Consider the following 21,895-nt stretch of genomic DNA (forward strand, 5'->3'; position numbering starts at 1 on the left):
AGTGCACTGGATTCAACAAAACGATGCCGCTACAGCATGAACAGACGCTGTGGCGGCATCGCTGTTTCTATCACCGGCTCTTACGGCTTGAATTTAGAGCAGAGCTGATTCAAGAACTGGGGTGAGCTGCTCGACCTGCCAATTGCGCAGACCGTGTTCACGCAAGAATTCCTCGAGCTGAACCGTGGTGGTGACAGTTTGAGCTTTCTCGCCGTATTGAGGGCTTCGAATATCTCCGCGGGTCGCCCAGACAGCACTGCGCAAAACGGCGACGCTGACAATGGAATCAGGCACCACGGCTATGTCCTCGCCGAGGTCATCGCGGTCTTCGCGCAGGACATTGACCAACTCATTGAGATCAGGGTGGTTGTTTTTTAAGAACTGCTTAGTAGGGTACTCATGATTCTCCACAGGAATTTCTGGCCAGGTTTTCGGATCTGAGTCGGCAGCTGTCGTGATAATGGTGACCCACTTTTTAAGCTCCGCCGCAGATCGGTTTCGCAACTGAGAAATCCGTCGAAGTTGGTTTATGGAACGCGGGATATGCCGTGCAATATCAACAAGAGACGAGTTCGAAATAATTTGGCCAGGAGCAATGTCGGCATCGTAAGCCTGCTGCTCGCGTTCTTCCCATACAGCTTTGGCAACCGCTAAACCCTCAAGTTCATAGATTCCGCGAATCCCGCGGGAATCTATCCATGACCGTGGGGCCGGCTCGGTGATACTTCCGAAGTGGTTAGCAATAGCCGCGAATTCTTGCCTAGCCCATTCGGCCTTGTCGTCTTGCTCAAGGTCATAGGCCATCTCTTCAGCAAGGTCAATCAGGGTTTCCACATCTAAAGCCGCATAAGCAAGTTGTGCCTTAGACAACGGAAAGCGCGACCAGTCCGTCGCCCCATAACCCTTATCAAGCTCAATCCCGAGGAATTCTTCAGTAACATAGGCCAAATTTGGATTAGGGATACCCAGGAGGCGTCCCGCCACTTCTGTGTCAAAGAGCTTTCCCGGATATAAACCTAACCAGGCTAAACACGTGAGATCAGTAGCCGCAGCATGGACAATCCATTCTTCGCCGTTGATAACCGGCGCGAGGAACTCACGGACATCGCTGCGAATACCTTCTGGAGCAATAAGAACGATGGGGGTATCTGGGCGGCGTAGCTGAATAAGAAAGGCCCGGTCATCATATCGAAACGACGACGCACGTTCAGTATCGATAGCGATTGGACCGGAGCCTTGTGCCAGGATTCGTGCTGCTTCAATTACTCCGTTGCGTGTTGAAAATACGGTAGGGATTCCACCTTCAGGGACGCGGCGCGGAGAATTCATAAGTTAGAAGAGTAGTCCACCTGATAGACAATCTTGGGCACAGTGCAAGCCTGTTGCGAATATTGCTTCGAATACAGGCTTTTGTGCACCGTAGTTAGCGGGAAAGTTCGGTGATGCCCTCTGGTGGAAGCCCAGCGACATTAGCAAGCACGCGAGAAAACGCCTCAACATGCTTGGTCAGGTCGAGACCTTCAGCAGTCCACGATGCACGCATCTCCAGCTGATGTGCACGCGGTGGGCCACCAATCTCGCCGAAGCGAACTGAAGCAGTTGCCGTGACGGTGCCTCCAAGGTTGGTGTGGGTTGCTCCGCAGTCTTCCATCGACTCGGTCAGCCATTCCCAGGCCACATCCGGAAGCAATGGGTCACCAGCAACATCGGAGTCCATGTCGGCTTGGATATAGGCAACAAGGCGCATTGCGCCTTCCCATGCTTCTTCTGCGCCTGGATCATGAAGCAAGATGAGGCGACCGAATGCGTCACCGTCAGTATCGACTGGAACGATGTCATCAGCACTGTTACCGCCAACTTCAAGGCCCACAGCGTGGCTAAACGGAGCCAACTTTTGTGGTGGGCGAATGGTGCCCAAGGTAATCTCATCGCGCAGCTGTGCCGCGTGCATCGACTCTACAGCTTGCGAAAAGGCTGGTGGGGTCTTGTTTTCTGAATCGCCAGCAGTGCCTTGCGCTCCGTCCTGATTGCCTGAAATAGGCGTAGGGGCGCCAGTTGAGTGCTGGGTGGGTGCGTCGGAAATGCTCACGAGTCTCAACCTATAGTTTAAAGTCCTGCAATCCGATTAGGCGCGCCGTGTCACATTTGGTGCATTTTTCAACCATCGAACTTATGATGGATGAGGTAGTTATTCGTATTGATGAAAGGTTGGGGCGAAGTCACATGGCGAAGCTCGATTTTAAGGCGCTGAACGAGAAGCAGCAGTACTCACAGCATGCGGTCTTTAAAGTACCGGCTGGCGCACTGGGTTCTGAGCGTGCAGACGTAATCTCTGAGGCGCAGCAGTTTTTCAATGCAGTGGAAGAAGCTGGAACCGTCATCATTCGTGGTATCTACGACCTGTCAGGTATGCGTGACAGCGCCGATTTCATGATTTGGTGGCACGCCGAGGAATTTGAAGATATTCAAAAGGTCTTCAGCGAATTCCGTCGCACCACTGTGCTTGGACAGATTTCCGATGTCACCTGGATCGGCAACTCTCTGCATCGTCCAGCCGAATTCAACAAGTCTCACCTGCCTTCCTTCATCATGGGCGAGGAGCCAGAAGAGTGGATCGCGGTGTACCCGTTCGTTCGCTCCTTTGATTGGTACCTGCTTGAGGATGAAAAGCGTCGCAAGATTTTGATGGAGCACGGCATGGCTGCCCGTGACTACCCAGATGTGCGCGCTAACACTGTTCCAGCTTTTGCACTCGGTGACTTTGAGTGGGTCCTGGCATTCGAAGCGCCAAAGCTCGACCGCATCGTGGATCTGATGTACGTCATGCGCTACACCGAAGCGCGTCTGCATGTTCGTGAGGAGATCCCATTCCACACCGGTCGTCGCGTCAAGGATGTTTCTGAACTGATTGAAATCCTTCCTTAATCCCAGACGAATGAAACCTAATCGGTTTGAGGGTATAAGTACATAGATGCATAATTTCGACTGCGGCTTAGTTGCATCGTTGTAAGAAAACAGCTGTGGGGCGAGACATCCGGATTAGATCCTCGCCCCACAGCTGTTTGTAGGAAAATTAAGAAACTCGGCTTTAGCTTTAGCTTAAGCCTCTGCGTCCTCGAAGCTCATGGAGATGGAGTTAATGCAGTAACGCAGATCGGTTGGGGTGTCGTAGCCTTCACCAGCAAAGACGTGGCCCAAGTGTGAGTTGCAATTTGCGCAGAGAACCTCGGTGCGAACCATACCAACGGAGCGGTCTTCGCGTTCGATGATGCTCTCTCCAGCGAGTGGGGAGAAGAATGAAGGCCAACCGCAGTTGGATGCGAACTTTTCAGTAGAGCGGAAGAGCTCTGCGTTGCAGGCACGGCAGCGGTAGATGCCTTCTGCGGTGGTATTGGTGTATTCACCAATGTGAGGACGCTCAGTGCCTGCTTGGCGCAGTACCTGGTATTCCTCAGGGCTAAGACGCTCACGCCACTGTTCTTCGGTGAGCTGAGAGAAGTCAGTTTCTGCTTCAGTGCCGGTTGATGGGGATACAAAGTTATCGGACATAACAGTGAGTCTACGCCGGATTTTTTACTTGTAAACGCCACCAGCCCACGGCTGTCGCGGCGGTCACGGAGATGAGTAGCACCCAGCCGATAGTTCCAATGTAGGTGCCCATCCAGCGGCCGAAATCTGGCCACAGCGAGGAAGTCCAGCTGTTCGGAATCAAGAATAGAACTGCCGCCAGCCATGCTGGCCAGCTGTGGAAAGCGCTCCGGGATAACAGGACTGTAAATATCATGGGGAATAGCCACATGGAGTAATACTGTTGCCCCAGGGAGCTCAACGTGAATACGCCGACCATCAAAAGCCCGCTTGTGGTCAATGTCCACAACAAGGTATCCGTGGACCGCCAACGCAGGAGAAAAATGACGCCGATCGCCACTGCCGCTGCAGTGAGCAGCCATACCGGAAAGTAAAGCGCGTTTGAAATATCGAAGTATGCTTGCCAGCCGGCCAGTGAAGAGTTTGCGTAGTCGCGGGTCTCACCGAGATAAGGAACGAGCTTGGTGAGGTAGTCACCAGCGCCAGGAATGATTGGCCATGCAGCGATATTCAAAAGCGCAGGGACCGCAATGCCGGTGCCTACGGTGCGCCAATCTAGGCGCATGAAGGGGATGAATAACAGGGGAGCGAACTGCGGCTTGATGACAATGGCAAGGCCAATGGCCAAGCCAGCAATATAACGCAGGGCATGTGGCGATACCCGCGGTGACGAACTCTTTACGCCTTGGGCAGCCACAGCATTGTTCGCAGCGGAGTCGAAGGACCTAACAAAGCAGGCGAGGAAAACCGCTAGCAGCAAAAGCAAGATGCCATTGATGTTTGAAAAGGTCAGGGTATTGATGACTGCTTCGGTAGAAAACGCCAGGGCAGTAGCCACTGGCAATACTGGGCCGCGCAGGCAATGGCCGACAAGCCTGGTCAAGATGGCGAGCGCCGCGATAATGGCCAGACTATTGACCAGAATAAACGTGTACCGAGCAGCTTCGAAGCTGTCCACGGCTCCGATGGGAAGGAGCAACAGTGTTGCGCCTGGGTTGTACAAGTACAGCGGATCAACATGGTGATAGGCCTGGTCATATACAGGCGTGCCGGCTAATGCCCGTGATAGTGCGTTGTAAACCGTTGTGAAGTCATCGGTAGCTGTGCCGTTGAAGGCGGTGATTAAGGTGCGATGGAGAACTAACAGGATTGCCAGTGGCCACGCAGCTGCTGTCAGAACTCGCGGCAGACGAGACGGCGATGCTGGAACCTCATTGTGGGTTGCTGTATCAACCGTGGTGGTCAAGGGTTGTCTAGCTGACCACACGGATTCGAACCAGTTCTGAAATGCAGCTGTCACACCGGCAGATACTACGTGGTCGAAGCGACTCCGTACCGTAGAAACACCGTCGAGTCCGTATCAATGGCTACTTTCTCCAGCGTCATGCGAAGATTTGTATCCATTGGAACTCCCACTGCAGAAGCGGCTTTGGCTGAGACTAAATTCTTCTCAACCTTTGGGGTTAGTTGGGGATCAAGAGTCAAATACATCTGGTTAATGGCTTTATCCGCGATGAATAATCCGAAGATTCCGGGGCCACCTTCGCAATCGATTTTGTTGAGTCCTCGTTTGCTCAGCTGCTCAACTATTTCTTTCGCAGTTCCGGTGCCACTGTCGATGAACTCCACTCCGACATCGAGAAGTTCCTGGCGTTTGGCCGAGAAGCCGGGGTCGTTGAGCGCGTCATTGTTCGCGATGACTAGGGCCGAAGTGATCGCTTCCTTGATGAACTTCGCATTCACATCAACGTTGAAAGAGTTGGTGATTACAGCAATCGGTGGTGGAGTCGGACGATTTTTCGTGGGCTGTGCTCCGCCGTAGTCTTCTTCCAACACTGTGCGGCTGCCGACGACGATGACATCAGAGCGCTCACGAATTCCCAGGAAGACTTCAGTATCCAGCTTGTTGCCCATCGCGCCACTGTTGCCGGATATGGCAGCGGACCCGGAGAGAGTTGAAACCTCAACGAAACGTACATGTGGGGTTGAAGGATCAGGAGCTGGGCCAATGATGTCCGCAGCAAGCGGGGAGGATTGGGGCAGTGGCGTAAAAGCTGAATCAGTCATCACACCAATCTAGCCTTCTTGAAAAGTTCGGTGTTGCCAGTGGCGTTAGTTCGGCCCGAAAAGTAAACAGCGCATGAATTACACTGGGGTAGTTAGTTTCCGGGATTTAGCGTTCGTGGAGGGCGGCTAAAGTGTAGTTGAGCGGGGGATTTGGAAACTAGGGCCGCAAAGGATAAAGTTTCATATCGCAACACAGCACAAGTGTTTCATGACTGTTTCAAGTCATGGAGGAAATACTTGGCCTGGGAAGCATTGCGGATGTAGCGCAGTTGGTAGCGCATCACCTTGCCAAGGTGAGGGTCGCGAGTTCGAGTCTCGTCATCCGCTCAAAGTTTCACTACCATGAAACTTTCGTTAGCGCGATTAGCTCAGCGGTAGAGCACTACCTCGACACGGTAGGGGTCACTGGTTCAATCCCAGTATCGCGCACCAAGGGTAAAACCTTGAAAATGCGGATGTAGCGCAGTTGGTAGCGCATCACCTTGCCAAGGTGAGGGTCGCGAGTTCGAGTCTCGTCATCCGCTCTGGTTCTTTTACGGTTAGCCGTCAAAGTGCCTGAGGCGGTTCGCCACGGTGGAATGGCCGAGTGGTGAGGCAACGGTCTGCAAAACCGTGCACACGGGTTCGATTCCCGTTTCCACCTCAATTTGTGCTGTCCTAGGGGCAGGTACAAGCGCGATTAGCTCAGCGGTAGAGCACTACCTCGACACGGTAGGGGTCACTGGTTCAATCCCAGTATCGCGCACACGGATAACCACTTCGGTGGCAAATCCTAGAAACCGGGCCTGGTTTCGTTTGCGGATGTAGCGCAGTTGGTAGCGCATCACCTTGCCAAGGTGAGGGTCGCGAGTTCGAGTCTCGTCATCCGCTCCACTTAAAAGGTGGGTCATTTCTAAGAAAGAATGACCCACCTTTTCTCGTGCCCAAATGCCGGCCTATATGCCAAAAGTGGTGTCTGGCGGCGTGTCGGGGTGGGGTGTTTAGCGGATGGTTCCTTTTCTGATTCCTACTGAGTGGTTGTATTCGGTTGGGATAGCATTGTCGTAGAGGGCTGGCCTTCCGGTTTCGTGGTTGGTGTGGTTCTCGGTGTGGGTTAAGACGTGGACTTTGGCGAGTTGGTCTTTTCCCCAGTTCTGCTGTCTGGCGATCTTGCGTGGGTCGTCAGGCAGTGGTGTTTTGTTGTAGAGCCACCATTCGAGCATTTTTCTTTGCCGTTCCCCGCCGCGCCCGCGGTGGCAGCGAGCGATGAATTTCAGTTGCGAGTTGATGCCGCCTTCTAGGCTGTTGGTATTTGATGCCCAAGATTCTTTGTCTATGGCTTGCTTTGGTGGGGTGAGGTAGATAAATAGGTGTCCCTTTTTGTGCAGGTTAGTCAGCGAGTTATAGGCGCTGCGGACTCTGCGGTGGGTGAATTCATAGCGTTTGCCGGTGCGGTTTATTTCTGGGGGCAAGGGGGTTTTCTCGTTGAGGAAATCGTGGTGTTTGATTCCATATTTGTGGAGGTCGACGGCCCATTTTCGGGCTTGTTGCACGGTTTCTCTGCTTGTTAGTTCTAAGGCGAGATTATAGATTTCGCGTCCGGCTTCGGTCCGTGGCCGGGAGGTGACGTAGCGGCGAACAACTCGTTGGGCATGGATGAGGCAGCGTTGGATCAAGGTGTTAGGCCAGAGCTTTTTGATGGCGGCTTGAGCACCTTGTCCACCGTCGAGTACCACGCATAAGGGTGCTGCGAGTTTAGAGAGTAGCTGTGTGTAGGCGTGGGTGGTTTCGTGTTTGCACCAGTGCCAGCACAAGACGTGGTCGGAGGTTGAGGCTATGAGTAGACATCCGGCTGCGGTGTAGGTGCCGTCGATAAAGATTTGGTCGTGGATGCGGTGTTTGTCAGGGTTGTTGGGTATTTCGATAAGCCACAGTGGCTCGAAGTATCGGTATACGGTGCGGGTGGATACTTTCATCAGCCTGGCGCATTCGGTGATTGGGTAAATGCCGGTGACGTGGTTGTGGAAGTAGGTGAAGTGGCGCTTGGCAGTGATGTCTGGTCGGTGGGTTTGTTCGGATATTCCGCAGGTGGTGTTTTTACAGCGCCATCGGGTGCGTGCGTTTCTTTTCCCATTTTTCTTCATTTCCCCAGTGCATAGTGGGCATCGTGGTCGTATTTCGGGCATGAGAAATACAAAACCGCACCTGTTAGCACAGGTGCGGTAGAAACTTCGGGATTGACCGAAAAACTCGTGTGTGCAAGCTTTTTGACCTTGCAGAGTATTGATTTAGCTATTGAGAGCTGCGGAGATTGCCGGATCTAGACACCACTTTTGTCACATAGCCCCAAATGCCTTTCGGGTAGCGTCAACGACGCTACCCGCTGTGTTTGATATCACCAGTGCGGCACACGAAAGCCGGGAAGAATTACTAAAGGCAATGGTGAGAATAAGTTCGCGCCGGCACAGTAGTGTGGCGTCAGCTTTCCCAAAGTACACCAAAGGAACTATTCTCAGCGGTGATACGACTAAATAGTTAGTACGCATTGAGCAAGCGTACTTTGTCTAACACGTGGGCTCACGACAGGAATTTCTTCCTGGAGCCAAGGAGTGAAAAATGATTCGATCATCGATCCATCTGGGACGGACCTTAACTGCCGGTGCACTTGTTGCGGGCCTGGGTTTGTCATCTGCCTTGTTGGCACCCGTTGCGTCGGCGCATGACACCGCCATCGGTGGCAGCATCACTGAAGGCGACGTACTGGATGAATTCCCAGAAGAGATCATGATTGAGTTCTCTGCAATTCCGCGCGACGGATTCAATAACTTCGCAATCACCGATCAAGCCACCGGCGAAGTGCTATTTTCTGAAGAACCAGAAATTAACGAGCGCGAGCTGACCATCACTACGCCAGAGGATCAAGACCCAGGCGATGGCGACTACATGTTCGGATTCCAAATTACTTCCTCCGATGGGCATGCTACTCGCGGCGGTATCTCTTTCAGCGTTGAATCCGGTGAAGAAACCGCCAGTGCTTCAGAAACCGCCAACGGTGCGGCAGTTGACTCTGAAGGGGCCGAAACTCCTGCGGAAGCAGCAGAAGAAGCCGAAGGCATGAGCACCTGGATGAAGTGGGCACTTGCCGGAGTTGGTGTGCTGGCTGTTATCGCAGTCCTAGCGGTGATGCTGGCTAAGCGCCGCGGATACGACGCAGAGTAGTTTTCTTTCACAGAAGCTCGATTCATTTTTAACCTATACGCCGCCTTAATGAAGGCGGAGAAAGTTTTATCGCAATGTTAAACCACCCTCGTATTTTCGTGTCCATCGTTGCTGCCTCAGCCTTGGCATTGGCAGGTTGTAGCAATTCTGAGCAGGACTCCACGCAAAATGATTCTGCGCCAGAAACCGCTGCGAATGCCTCTGCTGAATCAGACGATGATGACGCAGACGACAACGATGACGCGGACGATGCTGACGATGCATTGGACTTTGAAGATGCAGTAGTCCGCGCGATGGCAGAAGACGCCGATATGACCGCTATCTTCGGCACGCTGGTCAATGAGTCCACCGCGGATATTGAGGTTGTTGGATTTACTTCCAGCATCGAGGCGGGTGTAAATGAAATCCACGAGACCGTTGATGGTCAGATGCGTGAGAAGGAAGAACCCCTAATCATCCCAGCTGGTGAGTCTGTAACACTTGAGCCAGGTGGCGACCACTTCATGCCCATGGACGTTAGCGAGCCAGTCATGGCTGGCGATGCAATCACGCTGACCGTTGAACTTGCTGATGGCTCCACCGAAGAATTCGATGATATTCCGGTACGCACCATCGGTGCGGGCGATGAGAACTATGGCGACCTTGGCCACGAAGGCCACGGTGACCATGACGATGCTGACGATGCCGGTGACCATGATGACCACGACGATCATGATGATCACGAAGGCCACTAGAGTAATTCGCTGTGTTGATTAATTCGCTGTGCTGGCTAAGCGCCGCGGATACGACGCAGAGTAGTTTTCTTTCACAGAAGCTCGATTCATTTTTAACCTATACGCCGCCTTAATGAAGGCGGAGAAAGTTTTATCGCAATGTTAAACCACCCTCGTATTTTCGTGTCCATCGTTGCTGCCTCAGCCTTGGCATTGGCAGGTTGTAGCAATTCTGAGCAGGACTCCACGCAAAATGATTCTGCGCCAGAAACCGCTGCGAATGCCTCTGCTGAATCAGACGATGATGACGCAGACGACAACGATGACGCGGACGATGCTGACGATGCATTGGACTTTGAAGATGCAGTAGTCCGCGCGATGGCAGAAGACGCCGATATGACCGCTATCTTCGGCACGCTGGTCAATGAGTCCACCGCGGATATTGAGGTTGTTGGATTTACTTCCAGCATCGAGGCGGGTGTAAATGAAATCCACGAGACCGTTGATGGTCAGATGCGTGAGAAGGAAGAACCCCTAATCATCCCAGCTGGTGAGTCTGTAACACTTGAGCCAGGTGGCGACCACTTCATGCCCATGGACGTTAGCGAGCCAGTCATGGCTGGCGATGCAATCACGCTGACCGTTGAACTTGCTGATGGCTCCACCGAAGAATTCGATGATATTCCGGTACGCACCATCGGTGCGGGCGATGAGAACTATGGCGACCTTGGCCACGAAGGCCACGGTGACCATGACGATGCTGACGATGCCGGTGACCACGACGATCATGATGATCACGAAGGCCACTAGAGTAATTCGCTGTGTTGATTAATTCGCTGTGCTGGTTAAGCACAGCGCTGAAGAAGGAGACAGTTTCCATGGTTGAGCTCGACCGACGAGCCTTACTAGTTCGTGGTGGTCTAGCCAGCGGGCTCGCTGCGACTGGTGCGATTATTGCTGGGTGCAGCGACCCGAATGCTGCCAATTCCGGCGTGACCGCCCCTGGCGCGGGGGCGGGTGCTGCGGCGGAGCGTACGGGGGCATCGGAAAGCAATGCGGAAGCCCAATCTGTATCCGACCACGTCCTCGATGATGCAATGGTGCCTTTCGATGGTGACCACCAAGCCGGCATTACCGCTAACTCCCATGCGGTGTTGAACTTGCTTGGCTTTAACCTGAAAGACTCTGTTGGTAAACGTGAATTCACCAACCTGATGCGTTTGTGGACCGCTGATGCGCGCGACTTGTGCACGGCTGAAACCCCGGCGGGCTCACTGGAGCCAGAGATGGTGGATACCCCGGCGAACCTGACCATTACGTGTGGAATAGGCGAGCGCGTCTTTGACGTCATCGGTGCGCCCGTGCTGCGCCCGGAGTGGCTGCGGGATGTTGAAGCCTTTGACCGGGACAAGCTGTCACCGGAATGGGGGCAGACAGACATTGTCTTGCAGATCTGCTGCGATGACGCGGTGACCGCAGGCCATGCCATGCGGCACATGATTCGCGCGGGGCAAGACTATGCGCAGGTGGCCTGGTTGCAGCAAGGCTTTGGCCATGCCTATGCATCCGGCGGCAAAGAAAAGACCATGCGTAACCACTTTGGGCAGCTCGATGGCACAGTCAACCCCCGCTCCGATGAAGAAATGGACCAGCAGGTCTGGATCGATGAGGGCCCTGAGTGGGCACAAGGTGGAACATCCATGGTGGTGCGCCGCATTCGCATGAATCTTGACACCTGGGAGAAGCTGGACCGCAATTCCCGTGAGAACTCCATCGGGCGCAAGCTTGATAACGGTGCGCCCTTGACTGGTGAGGAAGAGTTCGACGAACCAGATTTCGATGCCGTGGACAAATATGGGCTTCCTACTATTGACCGCAATTCGCACATCGCGCGTGCCCAAGCGCCAGACGGCAAGCCTCAGGAGCGCATGCTGCGCCGTGCTTTTAACTACGATATGCGACCGGACTACGCGCCGATCTCAGAAACCGGCTTCGTTAATGACGAGGAAGAGCTCTCGGGTACCGACGTGCAGCTATCGAATTCCGGACTGGTCTTTATTTGTTTCCAGAAAGACATGACCAAGGTTTTTGAACCGATGCAAAGGCGCATGGATGAAGTAGATTTGCTCAATGAGTGGATTACTCACATTGGCTCGGCAGTCTATTTCGTTCCACCGGGAGTCCACGCCGGTGCAACCACCGGTACCTTTTGGACCGAAACTCTATTGGACGCGGTAGGATAGCCGGGTTAGATCTTGTACATCAGGGTGGCGGCCAGGTAAGCCGTTTTTCCCATTAGCGCAAAGGAGCGCAGCATGTCAGAAGCAATCGCCGCCATTTCGGTCAACTATGAACCGTTTACCTGCCCAGCAGGCACAGCAGTAGGCGCAGCAATGAAGGAATTGGGTCTTCCTAATAAGGGCTCAGAGGCGGTTGTGGTGGTGCGTGATGCCGAGGGAACATTGAAGGACCTCGCACACGTGCCAGAAGAAGATGCTGTGTTCACCCCAGTCGCAGCCTGCGAAGATGATGGCCGCGCTGTTATCCGCCACTCCTGTGCGCACGTGCTGGCACAAGCCGTACAGGCTGAGTTCCCAGGCACCAAGTTGGGCATCGGCCCGGCGATTGAGAATGGTTTCTACTACGATTTCCAGACCGCGGAGCCTTTCACGCCTGAGGATCTCAAGACCATTGAAAAGCGCATGAAGAAGATCATCAAGACCGGTCAGCGCTTTGAGCGTGGTGTCTTCGCTTCCAATGAGGAAGCAGCATCAGCGCTCAAGGACGAGCCATTCAAGTTCGAACTGATTGAGGATAAGGGCAATGTTGACCCGAATTCCGATGAGGCAACCGAAGTTGGCGCTGGTGAGCTGACCTACTACGACAACGTCAACCCACGCACCAATGAGGTGGAATGGTCTGACTTGTGCCGTGGCCCGCACCTGCCAACCACCAAGTATGTTCCAGCATTTACCTTGACCCGTTCTTCCGCTGCCTACTGGCGCGGTGACCAAGACAACGCTGGCCTGCAGCGCATCTACGGCACCGCATGGGAATCCAAGGAATCCCTTGATGCCTACCAGTTGATGATGGAAGAAGCCGAAAAGCGCGACCACCGCCGTCTAGGGACCGAACTTGACTTGTTCAGCTTCCCGGATGACCTGGGCTCTGGCCTTCCTGTTTTTCACCCCAACGGTGGCATCATTCGCACCGAGATGGAAGACCACTCCCGCCGTCGCCACATTGAAGCTGGCTACTCCTTTGTCAACACCCCGCACATCACCAAACAGGACCTCTTTGAGCGTTCCGGTCACTTGGGCTTCTACAAGGACGGCATGTTCCCACCAATGCAGGTGGATGCGGAATATGACGAAGAGGGCAATGAGACCAAACCGGGTCAGGAGTACTACCTGAAGCCGATGAACTGCCCAATGCACAACCTGATCTTTGACACCCGTGGTCGTTCCTACCGTGAACTGCCATTGCGCCTGTTTGAGTTCGGCAATGTCTACCGTTACGAAAAGTCCGGTGTTATTCACGGTCTGACCCGTGCGCGTGGCTTTACCCAGGACGACGCGCACATCTACTGCACCGAAGACCAGCTCGAAGGTGAGCTGACCTCAGTGTTGGACTTCATTATTTCCTTGCTGAAGGACTACGGTCTGGATGACTTCTACTTGGAGCTGTCCACCCGTGACCCGAAGAAGTCTGTGGGATCTGATGAGATTTGGGAGCGTTCTACGGAGATTTTGGCTCGCGTGGCTGAGAAGTCCGGTCTGGATCTGGTTCCGGACCCAGAAGGCGCTGCTTTCTATGGTCCAAAGATTTCCGTTCAGGCGCGTGACGCTATTGGTCGTACCTGGCAGATGTCCACGGTTCAGTTGGACTTCAACATGCCAGAGCGTTTCAACCTGGAGTACACCTCTTCGGATGGATCGAAGCAGCAGCCAATCATGATTCACCGCGCGCTGTTCGGTTCCATTGAGCGCTTCTTCGGCGTACTGCTTGAGCACTACGCTGGTGCTTTCCCAGTGTGGCTCGCACCGCACCAGGTAGTTGGTATCCCAGTCTCTGAAGACAACGTGGGACACCTGGAGCAGGTCATCGCTAAGCTGCGCAAGAAGGGCATCCGCGCTGAGGTGGATACTTCTGATGACCGCATGCAGAAGAAGATCCGCAACCACACCACCGGCAAGGTGCCTTTCATGTTGCTGGCTGGTGCACGTGACGTGGAAGCAGACGCTGTGTCCTTCCGTTTCTTGGACGGCTCTCAGGCCAATGGCGTGCAGGTTGATGAGGCAGTCGAGCTGATTACCAACTGGATTGCAGAGCGTAATAACGCGCAGCCAAACCAGGAAAACATTGAGGCGCGACGCACCGAGAACGCCTAAGCACAAAAGCTACCCATACCAAGAATCTGCAGCCTAAGACTCGCCACTTGCAGGGCGAGAAGAAAGGACACGTCCTCAGTCATGGCCAACTCCTCAGCCGAGAGCGAGAAAGAAGGACAAGAAGGAATGGACGTGTACGTGGATTCTGGTGTGGGTGAGCCAGACCGCCTCGAACGGCTGTGGGCCCCTTTTCGCATGGCGTACATTAACAAACGCACCAAGGACCCGTTTGTTGAAGCACCAAAGAAAGATGATGAGGAAGCACTCATCATCGCCCGCGGGGAACACGTTTATGCACTTCTGAACCTGTTTCCTTATAACGCAGGCCACCTGATGGTGGTGCCTTACCGCAAAGAATCCAACTTCGAGGATCTCACCGAACCAGAGACGGCTGAGCTCATGGCGTTTGTGAAGAAAGCCATCCGAGTGCTTAAGAAGGTGTCACGGCCTGAAGCAATCAACGTAGGATTCAACCTAGGTAAGGCATCAGGTGGTTCGGTGGGAGATCATCTTCACATGCATGTCGTGCCGCGCTGGTCAGGTGATAGTAATTTTATGACTATTCTTGATGGAGCGAAGGTTTTGCCGCAGCTGCTGAAAGATACGCGGCAGGTGCTTGCCAAGGGCTGGCAAGAAATTGAGTTGGAGGATAGCCAAATGGAGACTTCTAAGAGGGAGAACCCCAGTGCTTAGCGTCCATGGGCGCAAGCCTGCGGCGGTCGTTGTTGAGCCGGTTGCTCGCGCGTTCCTCAAAGTAGGTTTGACTCCCAATGCTGTTACCCTCATTGGCACTTTTGTCACCATCGCGATCACGGTGACTCTGATTCCAAGCGGATATTTGTTCGCGGCAGCAGTTTTTTCGGGCCTTTTCGCTGCTTTTGACATGGTTGATGGGACCATGGCGCGGTTGAGCGGCGGGGGCACGAAGTTCGGCGCAACGCTTGATGCCAGCTGCGACCGTATTACTGACGGCGCATTGTTTGCTGCCATCATTTGGTACTTGATTTATCAGGACAATGCCCATCCGGCTACCATTTTTGCAGCTCTCGTGGTGTTGGTGACCTCGCAGGTCATTTCCTATGTCAAAGCCCGCGGTGAGGCTTCAGGGTTTGCCATGGTCGGCGGTTTGATTGAACGCCCGGAACGTCTCATCCTTGGCTTGGTTGGCATTGGTTTGGAAGGTCTTGGCGTGCCATATATCCTCCCAATCTGCTTGTGGGTCTTGGCCGTAGGTTCATGTTTCACCGTCTACCAGCGCCTCATGTTGGCTTTCAAACAGGACCAGCAGCAACAGGCCCAACAACGAAAGCCCAGTGGCGGCCCAAACCCCGCGAAGCCAGCCTGAGAGGATAAATGTTTAGCAAAGAAGACATCTCCGCGGCAGGCTACCTAGCTGGGTGGTCAGTGGTAAAGCACTTGCCGTTGCCGTTTGCCCGGTGGGTTTTTAACAAGGTCGCAGACAAAGTCTCCGACAATGGCAAGGGGATGGATCAGCTTCGCCGCAACCTCGCCCGCGTGGTGGGGCCGGGGAATGTCACCGCAGAGTTGGTGCGTAAATCCATGCGCTCATATATGCGCTATTGGATGGAGGCTTTTCGGCTTCAAACCATTCAGAAAGAACCAGACCTGCACCGTCAGCTTCTAGCAGGGTTGGAGGGCAAAGAGCTTATCGATGCCTCCTTGGCCTCTGATAAAGGCACCATCCTGGCTCTGACCCACAGTGGCAACTGGGATATGGCCGGGGTTTTCTTAGTTGGCTATGACGGCCCATTTACAACGGTGGCTGAAAGGGTAAAACCTGAAAGGCTTTTTGAAGCCTTCGTGGAATACCGCGAGTCCCTGGGCTTTAAAGTTATTGCTTTAACCGGTGGGGAACAGCCTCCTTTTGAACAACTGAAGGAAGCGCTCAATGCTGGTGAAGTGGTGTGCTTGCTGTCTGAACGTGATTTAACGCGCAGCGGGGTAGAAGTAGATTTCTTTGGCGAGCCCTGCAATATGGCCGCGGGTCCGGCGTTGCTTGCGCAAGAAACCCGAGCTAATCTTCACGCAGTTCATTGCTTCTTCGATGACTCCACGCCTGGCTGGGGTATGACGGTCTCAGAACCGATTGAGGTCACGGACACGCAAGCCACAACGCAGCGTATCGCGCATGCTTTTGAGGGATTTTTAAGGCGGCGCCCAGAAGATTGGCACATGTTGCAGCCACAATGGAATGTGGATGTTGAAGCGCGTCGCAGGCGGCGCAAACAGGGACAAAACTAGTCAAGTACTCAGTAATCAGGTGCGGTTTAGGAAGGTTTGGACACAACTATGCGTATTGGATTGGTGTGCCCCTATTCTTTCGACGAACCCGGTGGCGTTCAAGCCCACATGCTGGACTTGGCGTCAGTATTTTTGGACCAAGGACACTTTGTGCAGGTCCTAGGGCCTGCTTCAGCAAAGACGGAAATGCCAGACTTTGTGGTCAAAGGCGGCGGCTCGATCCCGATTTCCTACAATGGCTCGGTGGCTCGGCTTTCGGTGGGCCCGCAGGTGTCCAAGCGCGTGAAAAAGTTCATTCGCGAAGGCAACTTCGACGTCCTGCATATCCATGAGCCGAATTCCCCGAGTTATTCCATGCGGGCGCTGCGTATCGCGGAAGGACCCATTGTGGCGACCTACCATGCATCGGCAGCCAACTCGCGCCTTTTGCAGTTAGCCAAACCGATTCTCAACCCTATGCTGGATAAGATTCGTGGCGGTATTGCCGTTTCTGAAATGGCTCGGCGCTGGCAGGTCGAGCAGCTTGGTGGCGATCCTGTACTCATTCCGAACGGCGTGGACACATCCGTCTACGCGGGTGCCCGCAAGCTGCATGAAGAAAAGCTCGCCTTGGCAGAGACCAGCGGTGAAAGTAGCAATGATCCAATCGAGATCGTTTTTCTGGGCCGCCTTGATGAATCCCGCAAGGGTCTAGACGTGTTGCTGGATGCGCTGGAGCATATTCACCGCCCAATTCGGGTAACTGTCATGGGCGGAGGTCACGCTCGGTCCCGGCCTGGCGTGGACTTTGTGGGACGCGTTTCAGATTTGGACAAAGCTACGATTTTGGGCCGTGCGGATATCTACGTTGCGCCCAATAGGGGCGGGGAGTCCTTCGGTATTGTCCTGGTGGAAGCCATGGCTGCCGGTTGTGCTGTCGTCGCAAGTGACCTTGAAGCATTTGCTGCTGTCTGCGACGCAGATTCCCCGCAGCCGGCAGGGCTGCTATTTAAAAACGGTGATGCTCGAGACTTAGCCGCGAAAATCACGCATCTTATCGATGACGATGCGGCGCGCCACGAGTTGATTGCAGCAGGCACCAAACGTTCCCAGCAATACGATTGGGACCATGTGGCAGCGGCTGTCATGCAAGTTTATGAAACTGTTCAAGACGGCACGAAGGTTCGCATCGGTTAACAATGAACACAATATTGCTAATTATCGCCACGGTTGTCATCACCGTTATGGCGCTGTGGGCGTATTTCACCGCGCAGCGGCTCAACACCCTGCACATTCGAACCGACGCTGCATTGGCACAGCTGCAAGCCATGTTGGATCGACGCGCAGCTGTAATCGGGGTGCTCATTCCGTCGATCGCGGCCACTGCCACAAAGGCCGAAGGGGTTCCCTTGCGCCACGGTCAGTTCGATGAGCGAGCACAACGCGAACGTGAGCTCAACCAGGCAGTTCACAGCTTCCTTGAGACAGAGCCTGGATTGGGATCTGACTTGGCGAGGGGAAACTCGATTTCGGCTAATCCGCAGCTTGTCGATGCCGAAACGCGCGTCCATCTAGCGCACCGCTTCTACAATGAAGCAGTCTCAGACACCCGCGGGCTGCGACTACGCCCAACGGTAAGGGTGCTTCGCCTCGGCGGCACAGCACCTTTACCGGAGTTTTTTGAGTACTCTTTTAAACTCGATCAGTCGTAGTGCCAGCATCCGGCTCTGGTCCCAACCTCGGCTCTGGAGTTTGCTTCGGCCCTGATTCTGGAGCTGCACCAAAATCTTCGTATTGCGAAATTGGGCTGGCCGTAGAAACACCGACAGAGGATTCTGCTTCGGCGCCCTCTGATTCACTATCGCGCGGGGCAATAATGTCTTTGCCCGCGATGCCGCTCCTAGTGAGCTTCGCATCGCGCCAGGTTTCAATGGCGAGCCAGATAAGCGAGAGAACAGCCATCGCAACGATGAGTCCATTTCGGATAGCCAGTGCTAAGACAGGGCCGTACTCGACTCCGACATCGTTCCAGATGAAGTTGTACTTGGTTGGGTAGACATAAGTTCCCAAACCGGCGGCCACCAGAGTCATCAATGCCAGAAGCCACAGCAAAATGCGTATGGCGATGCGTGCCTTTGGAGTGCCCTCGATTTTGGGCTGGCGGATTGCGACAGCGAGCAGAGGGCCGAACCAGACGATGTACTGCGGGGAGAAGACCTTGTTGGTGGCAATCAGCAGAAGGACCATGACGGCAAAGAAAGCGATGGTGCTGCGTGGCTGCCAGCCGCCGGCGAAAAATCGCCAGAGTGCCCATAACAAAGCAAAGGCAACCACAGCCACCATTGCATAGGTTGACCAAGTGATTGCCTGCTCAACACCAGGGCCGGCGATTTCAAAGCTCTTAGAGCTGGCATAGCCCATGTCCCAGCGTTCAGGTTCAAAGAAAGCTTGGTAAACAAAGTACGTAGCGGGGATCGATTCGATCTGAAGTCCGCGATCACCTTGGTAGGTCAGCGGGCTAATGAGACGATCCCAGCCGCGGGTAAACACCGTGACGGCGCATAGCGCTACGAGTGCAGCGAAGAAGGACACCAGGCGAAACCAGGCTTTGCCCTTGGTGAAGCGACCCACCAGACCAGCGGCTAAGACGCCAGGCCACAGCTTCATGGTGGTGGCAAAAGCCAGCATTGCCGACGCCAGGTTGGGCCAGCGCGTAATACATGCCGCGGCTGCAGCCACGGCAAGCGCTGGGAAAATATCAAGACGCATGTAAAAGACTTGACCCGCGAGGGTGCCAAACAATGCCCAAAACAAACCGGCGTAGAACACACGCGAATTGTTCTGATGCCCGCGAAGAACGAGGGCTAAGAAGAGGGCATCGAAAAGCATGCACATCACCACGAAGGCGATGTAGAAAGCATCCAACCTGTCGCCGATGATGGCGGTAAGAATCTCAACTGGCCAAGTACCCGCATGCGGATACTCCGTCATCATCGTTGGGTCATCGCCGAACTCCCCGAAGTAGTAATAAGCAACGTCACCACGCGGGGTGAAATTGTCCAAAATGATGAACCCAAGGGCAATTCGGGCGAGAACCCAAGCTGTCCACACCGCAGGAACGGAAGCAAACAGACGCCTTAAAACTGGCATGCGTTAGTGGCCTTTATTGTTGTTGAAATAAACAGATGTCCGGTGAAAGCTCGAAAAGCGAGCTTTTTAAGGCTACAGCCTAGAACTAGTTGGTCTGACCCTCAATGGCAGATTCCACATCCACTGGTGGTCCCAGCATGAGCAGAACACTGAAGACAATGACCACGACGATAAAGACGATGAGGATTGAGCGCACTGGGTGGCGGACAACCTGAGCTAAGACATTGTCGAAGAGACCATGGGGTTTCTCATCACGGTTGGTGTAGCGCCAATTGCCTTCCAACAGTCCCTTGCGGTCAGCCCACAATGCGAATGGAAGCGCTGCCCACGGAACGACGGATACAAAGAGCCCCAGCACGCCAATGCCGAAAGGCCACTTGTTGTTAATCCACACCAAGGTGGTGATGAAGATGAAGCACAGGAAGCCAAAGCCGTGGATGCCACCGGCAATCGAAGTAACTGCGTCAGTAACTCCCGAATACTTGAGGATCATTCCCACGATGAGGAAGGTCCAGGTAAACATTTCCAGATATGCGACAATTCTGTGCAGTTTCTTCGGCGTCATAGGCAACATCGTATCCAACAAACTTCCATACTGGTGCACTAGACAGGCAGGTGAGGGTTTACGATTGCTCACATAAGATTGCGAGCCTTTTAGCTCCATATTGAAAGTAAGTATTAAAGGAGTATTCAGTGCCAACGAGTGCCTCACACACGGTAAGCGACATAGTTGAGATGAAACCACTTGGCGAGGACGTATTTCAGGGGCCTGCAGTACCCACCGCATTTACCCGTACCTTTGGCGGACAAGTGGTCGCGCAGGCTCTTCGCGCCGCTTTGCTGACTGTCGAAGGCAAGGATGCGCATTCCTTGCACTGTTATTTCCTGGAAGGCGGCGTAGCTGCCGAACCAATTGACTTCCACGTCGAGCGCATCCGCGATGGCCGTTCTTTTGCCGCGCGCCGCGTCGAAGGCTTTCAAAACGGCAAGCGCATGGTCATCATGTCCGTGAGCTTTCACCATGACCAAGACTCTGGTCCCGAACATGCCACATCAATGCCGGATGTTCCTGGGCCTGAAGAATCCATTGACCACGTTGAGTTCCGCCCACAATCGGCAAAGAAGCGCGCCTTGGATTGGACCGACTGGGATATCCGCGTGGTACCCAATGAGAAGCTTTCAGAAGAGCTACTCCATCCAGCAGGGCAGGCAACACATCAGTACCTGTGGATTAAAAACACGAGCGACATGGGTAATGACCAGGGTTCGCACCAGGCAGCCCTTGCGTATCTTTCCGATATGACGTTGCTGTACACGACACTATTGGACCACGATAACCCTGATATTCAGGCTGCCAGCCTCGACCATGCGATGTGGTTCCTTCGGCCCGTGCGCGTTGACGAGTGGTTGCTTATTGATCAGTATTCGCCTTCAGCCGGTAGCGGCATTGGTTTAAGTAAGGGAAATGTCTACAACCAACGGGGTGAACTGGTGGTAGTGCTGTCCCAGGAAGGGCTCATTCGCGCAAAGCGGACTTCTTAATCCGGCCATCCCTGGTCTTTGGGGATCAAGTTTTTGAGTTTAGTTTTGCCGTTTTCTGCGGGGGAGAAATACTGCGAACTGCAGAAGAACGTATAGTTGATACAGAGCTAAATTTTCACGTACGAAAGGTAACTTGAATGTCAGGCCACTCAAAGTGGGCAACTACGAAGCACAAGAAGGCTGCGAATGACGCTAAGCGTGGCAAAGAATTCGCGAAGCTAGTCAAGAACATCGAAGTTGCAGCGCGTACTGGTGGCGGTGACCCGGCGGCCAACCCAACCCTGGACGATATGATCAAGAAGGCTAAGAAGGCCTCCGTCCCGAACGATAACATCGAACGCGCGCGCAAGCGCGGCTCCGGCGAAGAAGCTGGCGGTGCTGACTGGGAAAACATCATGTACGAAGGTTATGGCCCGAACGGTGTTGCAATGCTGATCGAGTGTTTGACCGACAACCGCAACAGAGCAGCAACCGAGGTTCGTACCGCAATGTCCCGTAACGGTGGCAACCTTGGTGAGTCTGGTTCCGTTTCATACATGTTCACCCGCACCGGCGTTGTACTCGTGCAGAAGGGCGAGCTTGAAGTCGACGACGTCCTCATGGCAGTACTGGAAGCAGGCGCTGAGGATGTAGCCGACATCGGCGAATTCTACGAAGTTACGTGCCAGCCAACCGACATTTCTGCAGTCAAGGAAGCCTTGGTCGATGCAGAGATTGAAGTTGAAGATTCTGACCAGGATTTCCGGGCCTCCGTTGAGGTTCCACTGGGCGTTGATGACGCGAAGAAGATTATGCGTTTGATCAATGCTTTGGAAGAGTCCGATGACGTGCAGAACGTTTACACGAATATGGATCTCTCCGATGATGTCATCGCAGCATTGGACGCTGACTAATTCGAAATTAGATTGGCCTAAAAAGGGCTTTAGAAATTAAAAGAGTGCACCTACTTTCCAGGTTAGGGGAGTAGGTGCAGTTCTTTGTCTAGGTCCCGTGGTAGAACATATA

Annotated in this window: 21 protein-coding genes and 6 tRNA genes; 19 read left to right on the forward strand and 8 right to left on the reverse strand. The window is 53.9% G+C overall.

Features of this window, described 5'->3' with window-relative positions:
- Positions 1 to 93: 93 nt before the first annotated feature.
- Both CCASEI_RS06590 and CCASEI_RS06595 read right to left on the reverse strand, forming a co-directional pair.
- A complete protein-coding gene (locus tag CCASEI_RS06590; protein ID WP_025387495.1) occupies positions 94 to 1,329 on the reverse strand; it encodes an HRDC domain-containing protein in 1,236 nt (411 codons plus the stop codon).
- A 94-nt stretch (positions 1,330 to 1,423) separates the two neighbouring features.
- Positions 1,424 to 2,038 carry a DUF3000 domain-containing protein gene (locus CCASEI_RS06595; RefSeq protein ID WP_038575028.1) on the reverse strand — a complete coding sequence of 205 codons (615 nt, stop codon included), beginning with the start codon at positions 2,036 to 2,038 and terminating at the stop codon, positions 1,424 to 1,426.
- Positions 2,039 to 2,223: 185 nt separating this feature from the next.
- Between CCASEI_RS06595 and hemQ the strand changes: the two genes are divergently transcribed.
- A complete protein-coding gene (gene hemQ / locus CCASEI_RS06600) occupies positions 2,224 to 2,925 on the forward strand; it encodes a hydrogen peroxide-dependent heme synthase (RefSeq protein ID WP_025387497.1) in 702 nt (233 codons plus the stop codon).
- Positions 2,926 to 3,099: 174 nt separating this feature from the next.
- Here the strand turns inward: hemQ and msrB are convergent, their stop codons facing one another.
- The 3 genes from msrB to CCASEI_RS06615 all read right to left on the reverse strand — a co-directional run bounded on the left by msrB (position 3,100) and on the right by CCASEI_RS06615 (position 5,655).
- On the reverse strand, positions 3,100 to 3,549 hold the full coding sequence (msrB, locus tag CCASEI_RS06605; RefSeq protein WP_025387498.1) for a peptide-methionine (R)-S-oxide reductase MsrB: 450 nt from the start codon (positions 3,547 to 3,549) through the stop codon (positions 3,100 to 3,102).
- A 10-nt stretch (positions 3,550 to 3,559) separates the two neighbouring features.
- Entirely contained in the window at positions 3,560 to 4,777 is a 1,218-nt protein-coding gene (locus tag CCASEI_RS06610) for a glycosyltransferase family 87 protein (RefSeq protein WP_038575035.1), read from the reverse strand.
- Between the two features lie 122 nt (positions 4,778 to 4,899).
- A complete protein-coding gene (locus CCASEI_RS06615; RefSeq protein ID WP_025387500.1) occupies positions 4,900 to 5,655 on the reverse strand; it encodes a dihydrofolate reductase family protein in 756 nt (251 codons plus the stop codon).
- A gap of 254 nt (positions 5,656 to 5,909) precedes the next feature.
- Here CCASEI_RS06615 and CCASEI_RS06620 point away from each other — a divergent pair.
- The 6 genes from CCASEI_RS06620 (at position 5,910) to CCASEI_RS06645 (ending at position 6,528) form a co-directional block, all read left to right on the forward strand.
- Positions 5,910 to 5,982, forward strand: a tRNA-Gly gene (locus CCASEI_RS06620).
- A 30-nt stretch (positions 5,983 to 6,012) separates the two neighbouring features.
- Positions 6,013 to 6,087 (forward strand) — tRNA-Val (locus CCASEI_RS06625).
- 19 nt (positions 6,088 to 6,106) lie between these two features.
- A tRNA-Gly gene (locus CCASEI_RS06630) sits at positions 6,107 to 6,179 on the forward strand.
- A gap of 48 nt (positions 6,180 to 6,227) precedes the next feature.
- Positions 6,228 to 6,298 (forward strand) — tRNA-Cys (locus CCASEI_RS06635).
- Between the two features lie 30 nt (positions 6,299 to 6,328).
- Positions 6,329 to 6,400: transfer RNA gene (locus tag CCASEI_RS06640), tRNA-Val, on the forward strand.
- A gap of 52 nt (positions 6,401 to 6,452) precedes the next feature.
- Positions 6,453 to 6,528 (forward strand) — tRNA-Gly (locus tag CCASEI_RS06645).
- 107 nt (positions 6,529 to 6,635) lie between these two features.
- Here the strand turns inward: CCASEI_RS06645 and CCASEI_RS06650 are convergent.
- Complete coding sequence (locus CCASEI_RS06650) at positions 6,636 to 7,820, reverse strand: IS1249 family transposase (RefSeq protein ID WP_038574503.1); 1,185 nt, start codon at positions 7,818 to 7,820, stop codon at positions 6,636 to 6,638.
- 430 nt (positions 7,821 to 8,250) lie between these two features.
- On the opposite strand from CCASEI_RS06650, the gene CCASEI_RS06655 reads away from it, so the two are divergent.
- From CCASEI_RS06655 to CCASEI_RS06700, 10 genes are all read left to right on the forward strand, one after another.
- Entirely contained in the window at positions 8,251 to 8,853 is a 603-nt protein-coding gene (locus CCASEI_RS06655; RefSeq protein WP_006823584.1) for a copper resistance CopC family protein, read from the forward strand.
- A 74-nt stretch (positions 8,854 to 8,927) separates the two neighbouring features.
- Positions 8,928 to 9,587 (forward strand): copper chaperone PCu(A)C, encoded by a 660-nt coding sequence (locus CCASEI_RS06660; RefSeq protein WP_025387502.1) that lies wholly within the window; start codon positions 8,928 to 8,930, stop codon positions 9,585 to 9,587.
- Positions 9,588 to 9,725: 138 nt separating this feature from the next.
- Positions 9,726 to 10,376 (forward strand): copper chaperone PCu(A)C, encoded by a 651-nt coding sequence (locus tag CCASEI_RS06665; protein WP_025387503.1) that lies wholly within the window; start codon positions 9,726 to 9,728, stop codon positions 10,374 to 10,376.
- Positions 10,377 to 10,444: 68 nt separating this feature from the next.
- Positions 10,445 to 11,809, forward strand: coding sequence for a Dyp-type peroxidase (locus CCASEI_RS06670; protein ID WP_006823585.1), 1,365 nt, complete (start codon positions 10,445 to 10,447; stop codon positions 11,807 to 11,809).
- 72 nt (positions 11,810 to 11,881) lie between these two features.
- Positions 11,882 to 13,957: a threonine--tRNA ligase gene (gene thrS, locus CCASEI_RS06675; RefSeq protein ID WP_006823586.1), complete on the forward strand. Its 2,076-nt coding sequence runs from the start codon at positions 11,882 to 11,884 to the stop codon at positions 13,955 to 13,957.
- 81 nt (positions 13,958 to 14,038) lie between these two features.
- Positions 14,039 to 14,650 carry an HIT family protein gene (locus tag CCASEI_RS06680; protein WP_006823587.1) on the forward strand — a complete coding sequence of 204 codons (612 nt, stop codon included), beginning with the start codon at positions 14,039 to 14,041 and terminating at the stop codon, positions 14,648 to 14,650.
- Entirely contained in the window at positions 14,643 to 15,302 is a 660-nt protein-coding gene (gene pgsA / locus CCASEI_RS06685) for a phosphatidylinositol phosphate synthase (protein WP_025387504.1), read from the forward strand. Before CCASEI_RS06680 ends, pgsA begins: the two co-directional genes overlap by 8 nt.
- 8 nt (positions 15,303 to 15,310) lie before the next feature.
- On the forward strand, positions 15,311 to 16,219 hold the full coding sequence (locus CCASEI_RS06690) for a phosphatidylinositol mannoside acyltransferase (RefSeq protein ID WP_025387505.1): 909 nt from the start codon (positions 15,311 to 15,313) through the stop codon (positions 16,217 to 16,219).
- 48 nt (positions 16,220 to 16,267) lie between these two features.
- Complete coding sequence (locus CCASEI_RS06695) at positions 16,268 to 17,395, forward strand: glycosyltransferase family 4 protein (protein WP_006823590.1); 1,128 nt, start codon at positions 16,268 to 16,270, stop codon at positions 17,393 to 17,395.
- A gap of 2 nt (positions 17,396 to 17,397) precedes the next feature.
- Complete coding sequence (locus tag CCASEI_RS06700; protein WP_006823591.1) at positions 17,398 to 17,910, forward strand: LemA family protein; 513 nt, start codon at positions 17,398 to 17,400, stop codon at positions 17,908 to 17,910.
- Here the strand turns inward: CCASEI_RS06700 and CCASEI_RS06705 are convergent.
- A complete protein-coding gene (locus CCASEI_RS06705) occupies positions 17,891 to 19,348 on the reverse strand; it encodes a glycosyltransferase 87 family protein (RefSeq protein ID WP_025387506.1) in 1,458 nt (485 codons plus the stop codon). The two genes, CCASEI_RS06700 and CCASEI_RS06705, sit on opposite strands and share 20 nt — an antisense overlap.
- Before the next feature lie 85 nt (positions 19,349 to 19,433).
- The gene (locus CCASEI_RS06710) at positions 19,434 to 19,913 is read right to left on the reverse strand and encodes a DUF3817 domain-containing protein (RefSeq protein ID WP_006823593.1); all 480 of its coding nucleotides are present in this window, start codon (positions 19,911 to 19,913) and stop codon (positions 19,434 to 19,436) included.
- 170 nt (positions 19,914 to 20,083) lie between these two features.
- On the opposite strand from CCASEI_RS06710, the gene CCASEI_RS06715 reads away from it, so the two are divergent.
- Together CCASEI_RS06715 and CCASEI_RS06720 are read left to right on the forward strand one after the other, a co-directional pair.
- Positions 20,084 to 20,890, forward strand: coding sequence for an acyl-CoA thioesterase (locus CCASEI_RS06715; protein ID WP_038574506.1), 807 nt, complete (start codon positions 20,084 to 20,086; stop codon positions 20,888 to 20,890).
- Between the two features lie 137 nt (positions 20,891 to 21,027).
- Positions 21,028 to 21,783 carry a YebC/PmpR family DNA-binding transcriptional regulator gene (locus CCASEI_RS06720; protein ID WP_006823595.1) on the forward strand — a complete coding sequence of 252 codons (756 nt, stop codon included), beginning with the start codon at positions 21,028 to 21,030 and terminating at the stop codon, positions 21,781 to 21,783.
- Positions 21,784 to 21,895 lie beyond the last annotated feature (112 nt).

The organism is Corynebacterium casei LMG S-19264, assembly GCF_000550785.1.
GTDB lineage: Bacteria > Actinomycetota > Actinomycetes > Mycobacteriales > Mycobacteriaceae > Corynebacterium > Corynebacterium casei.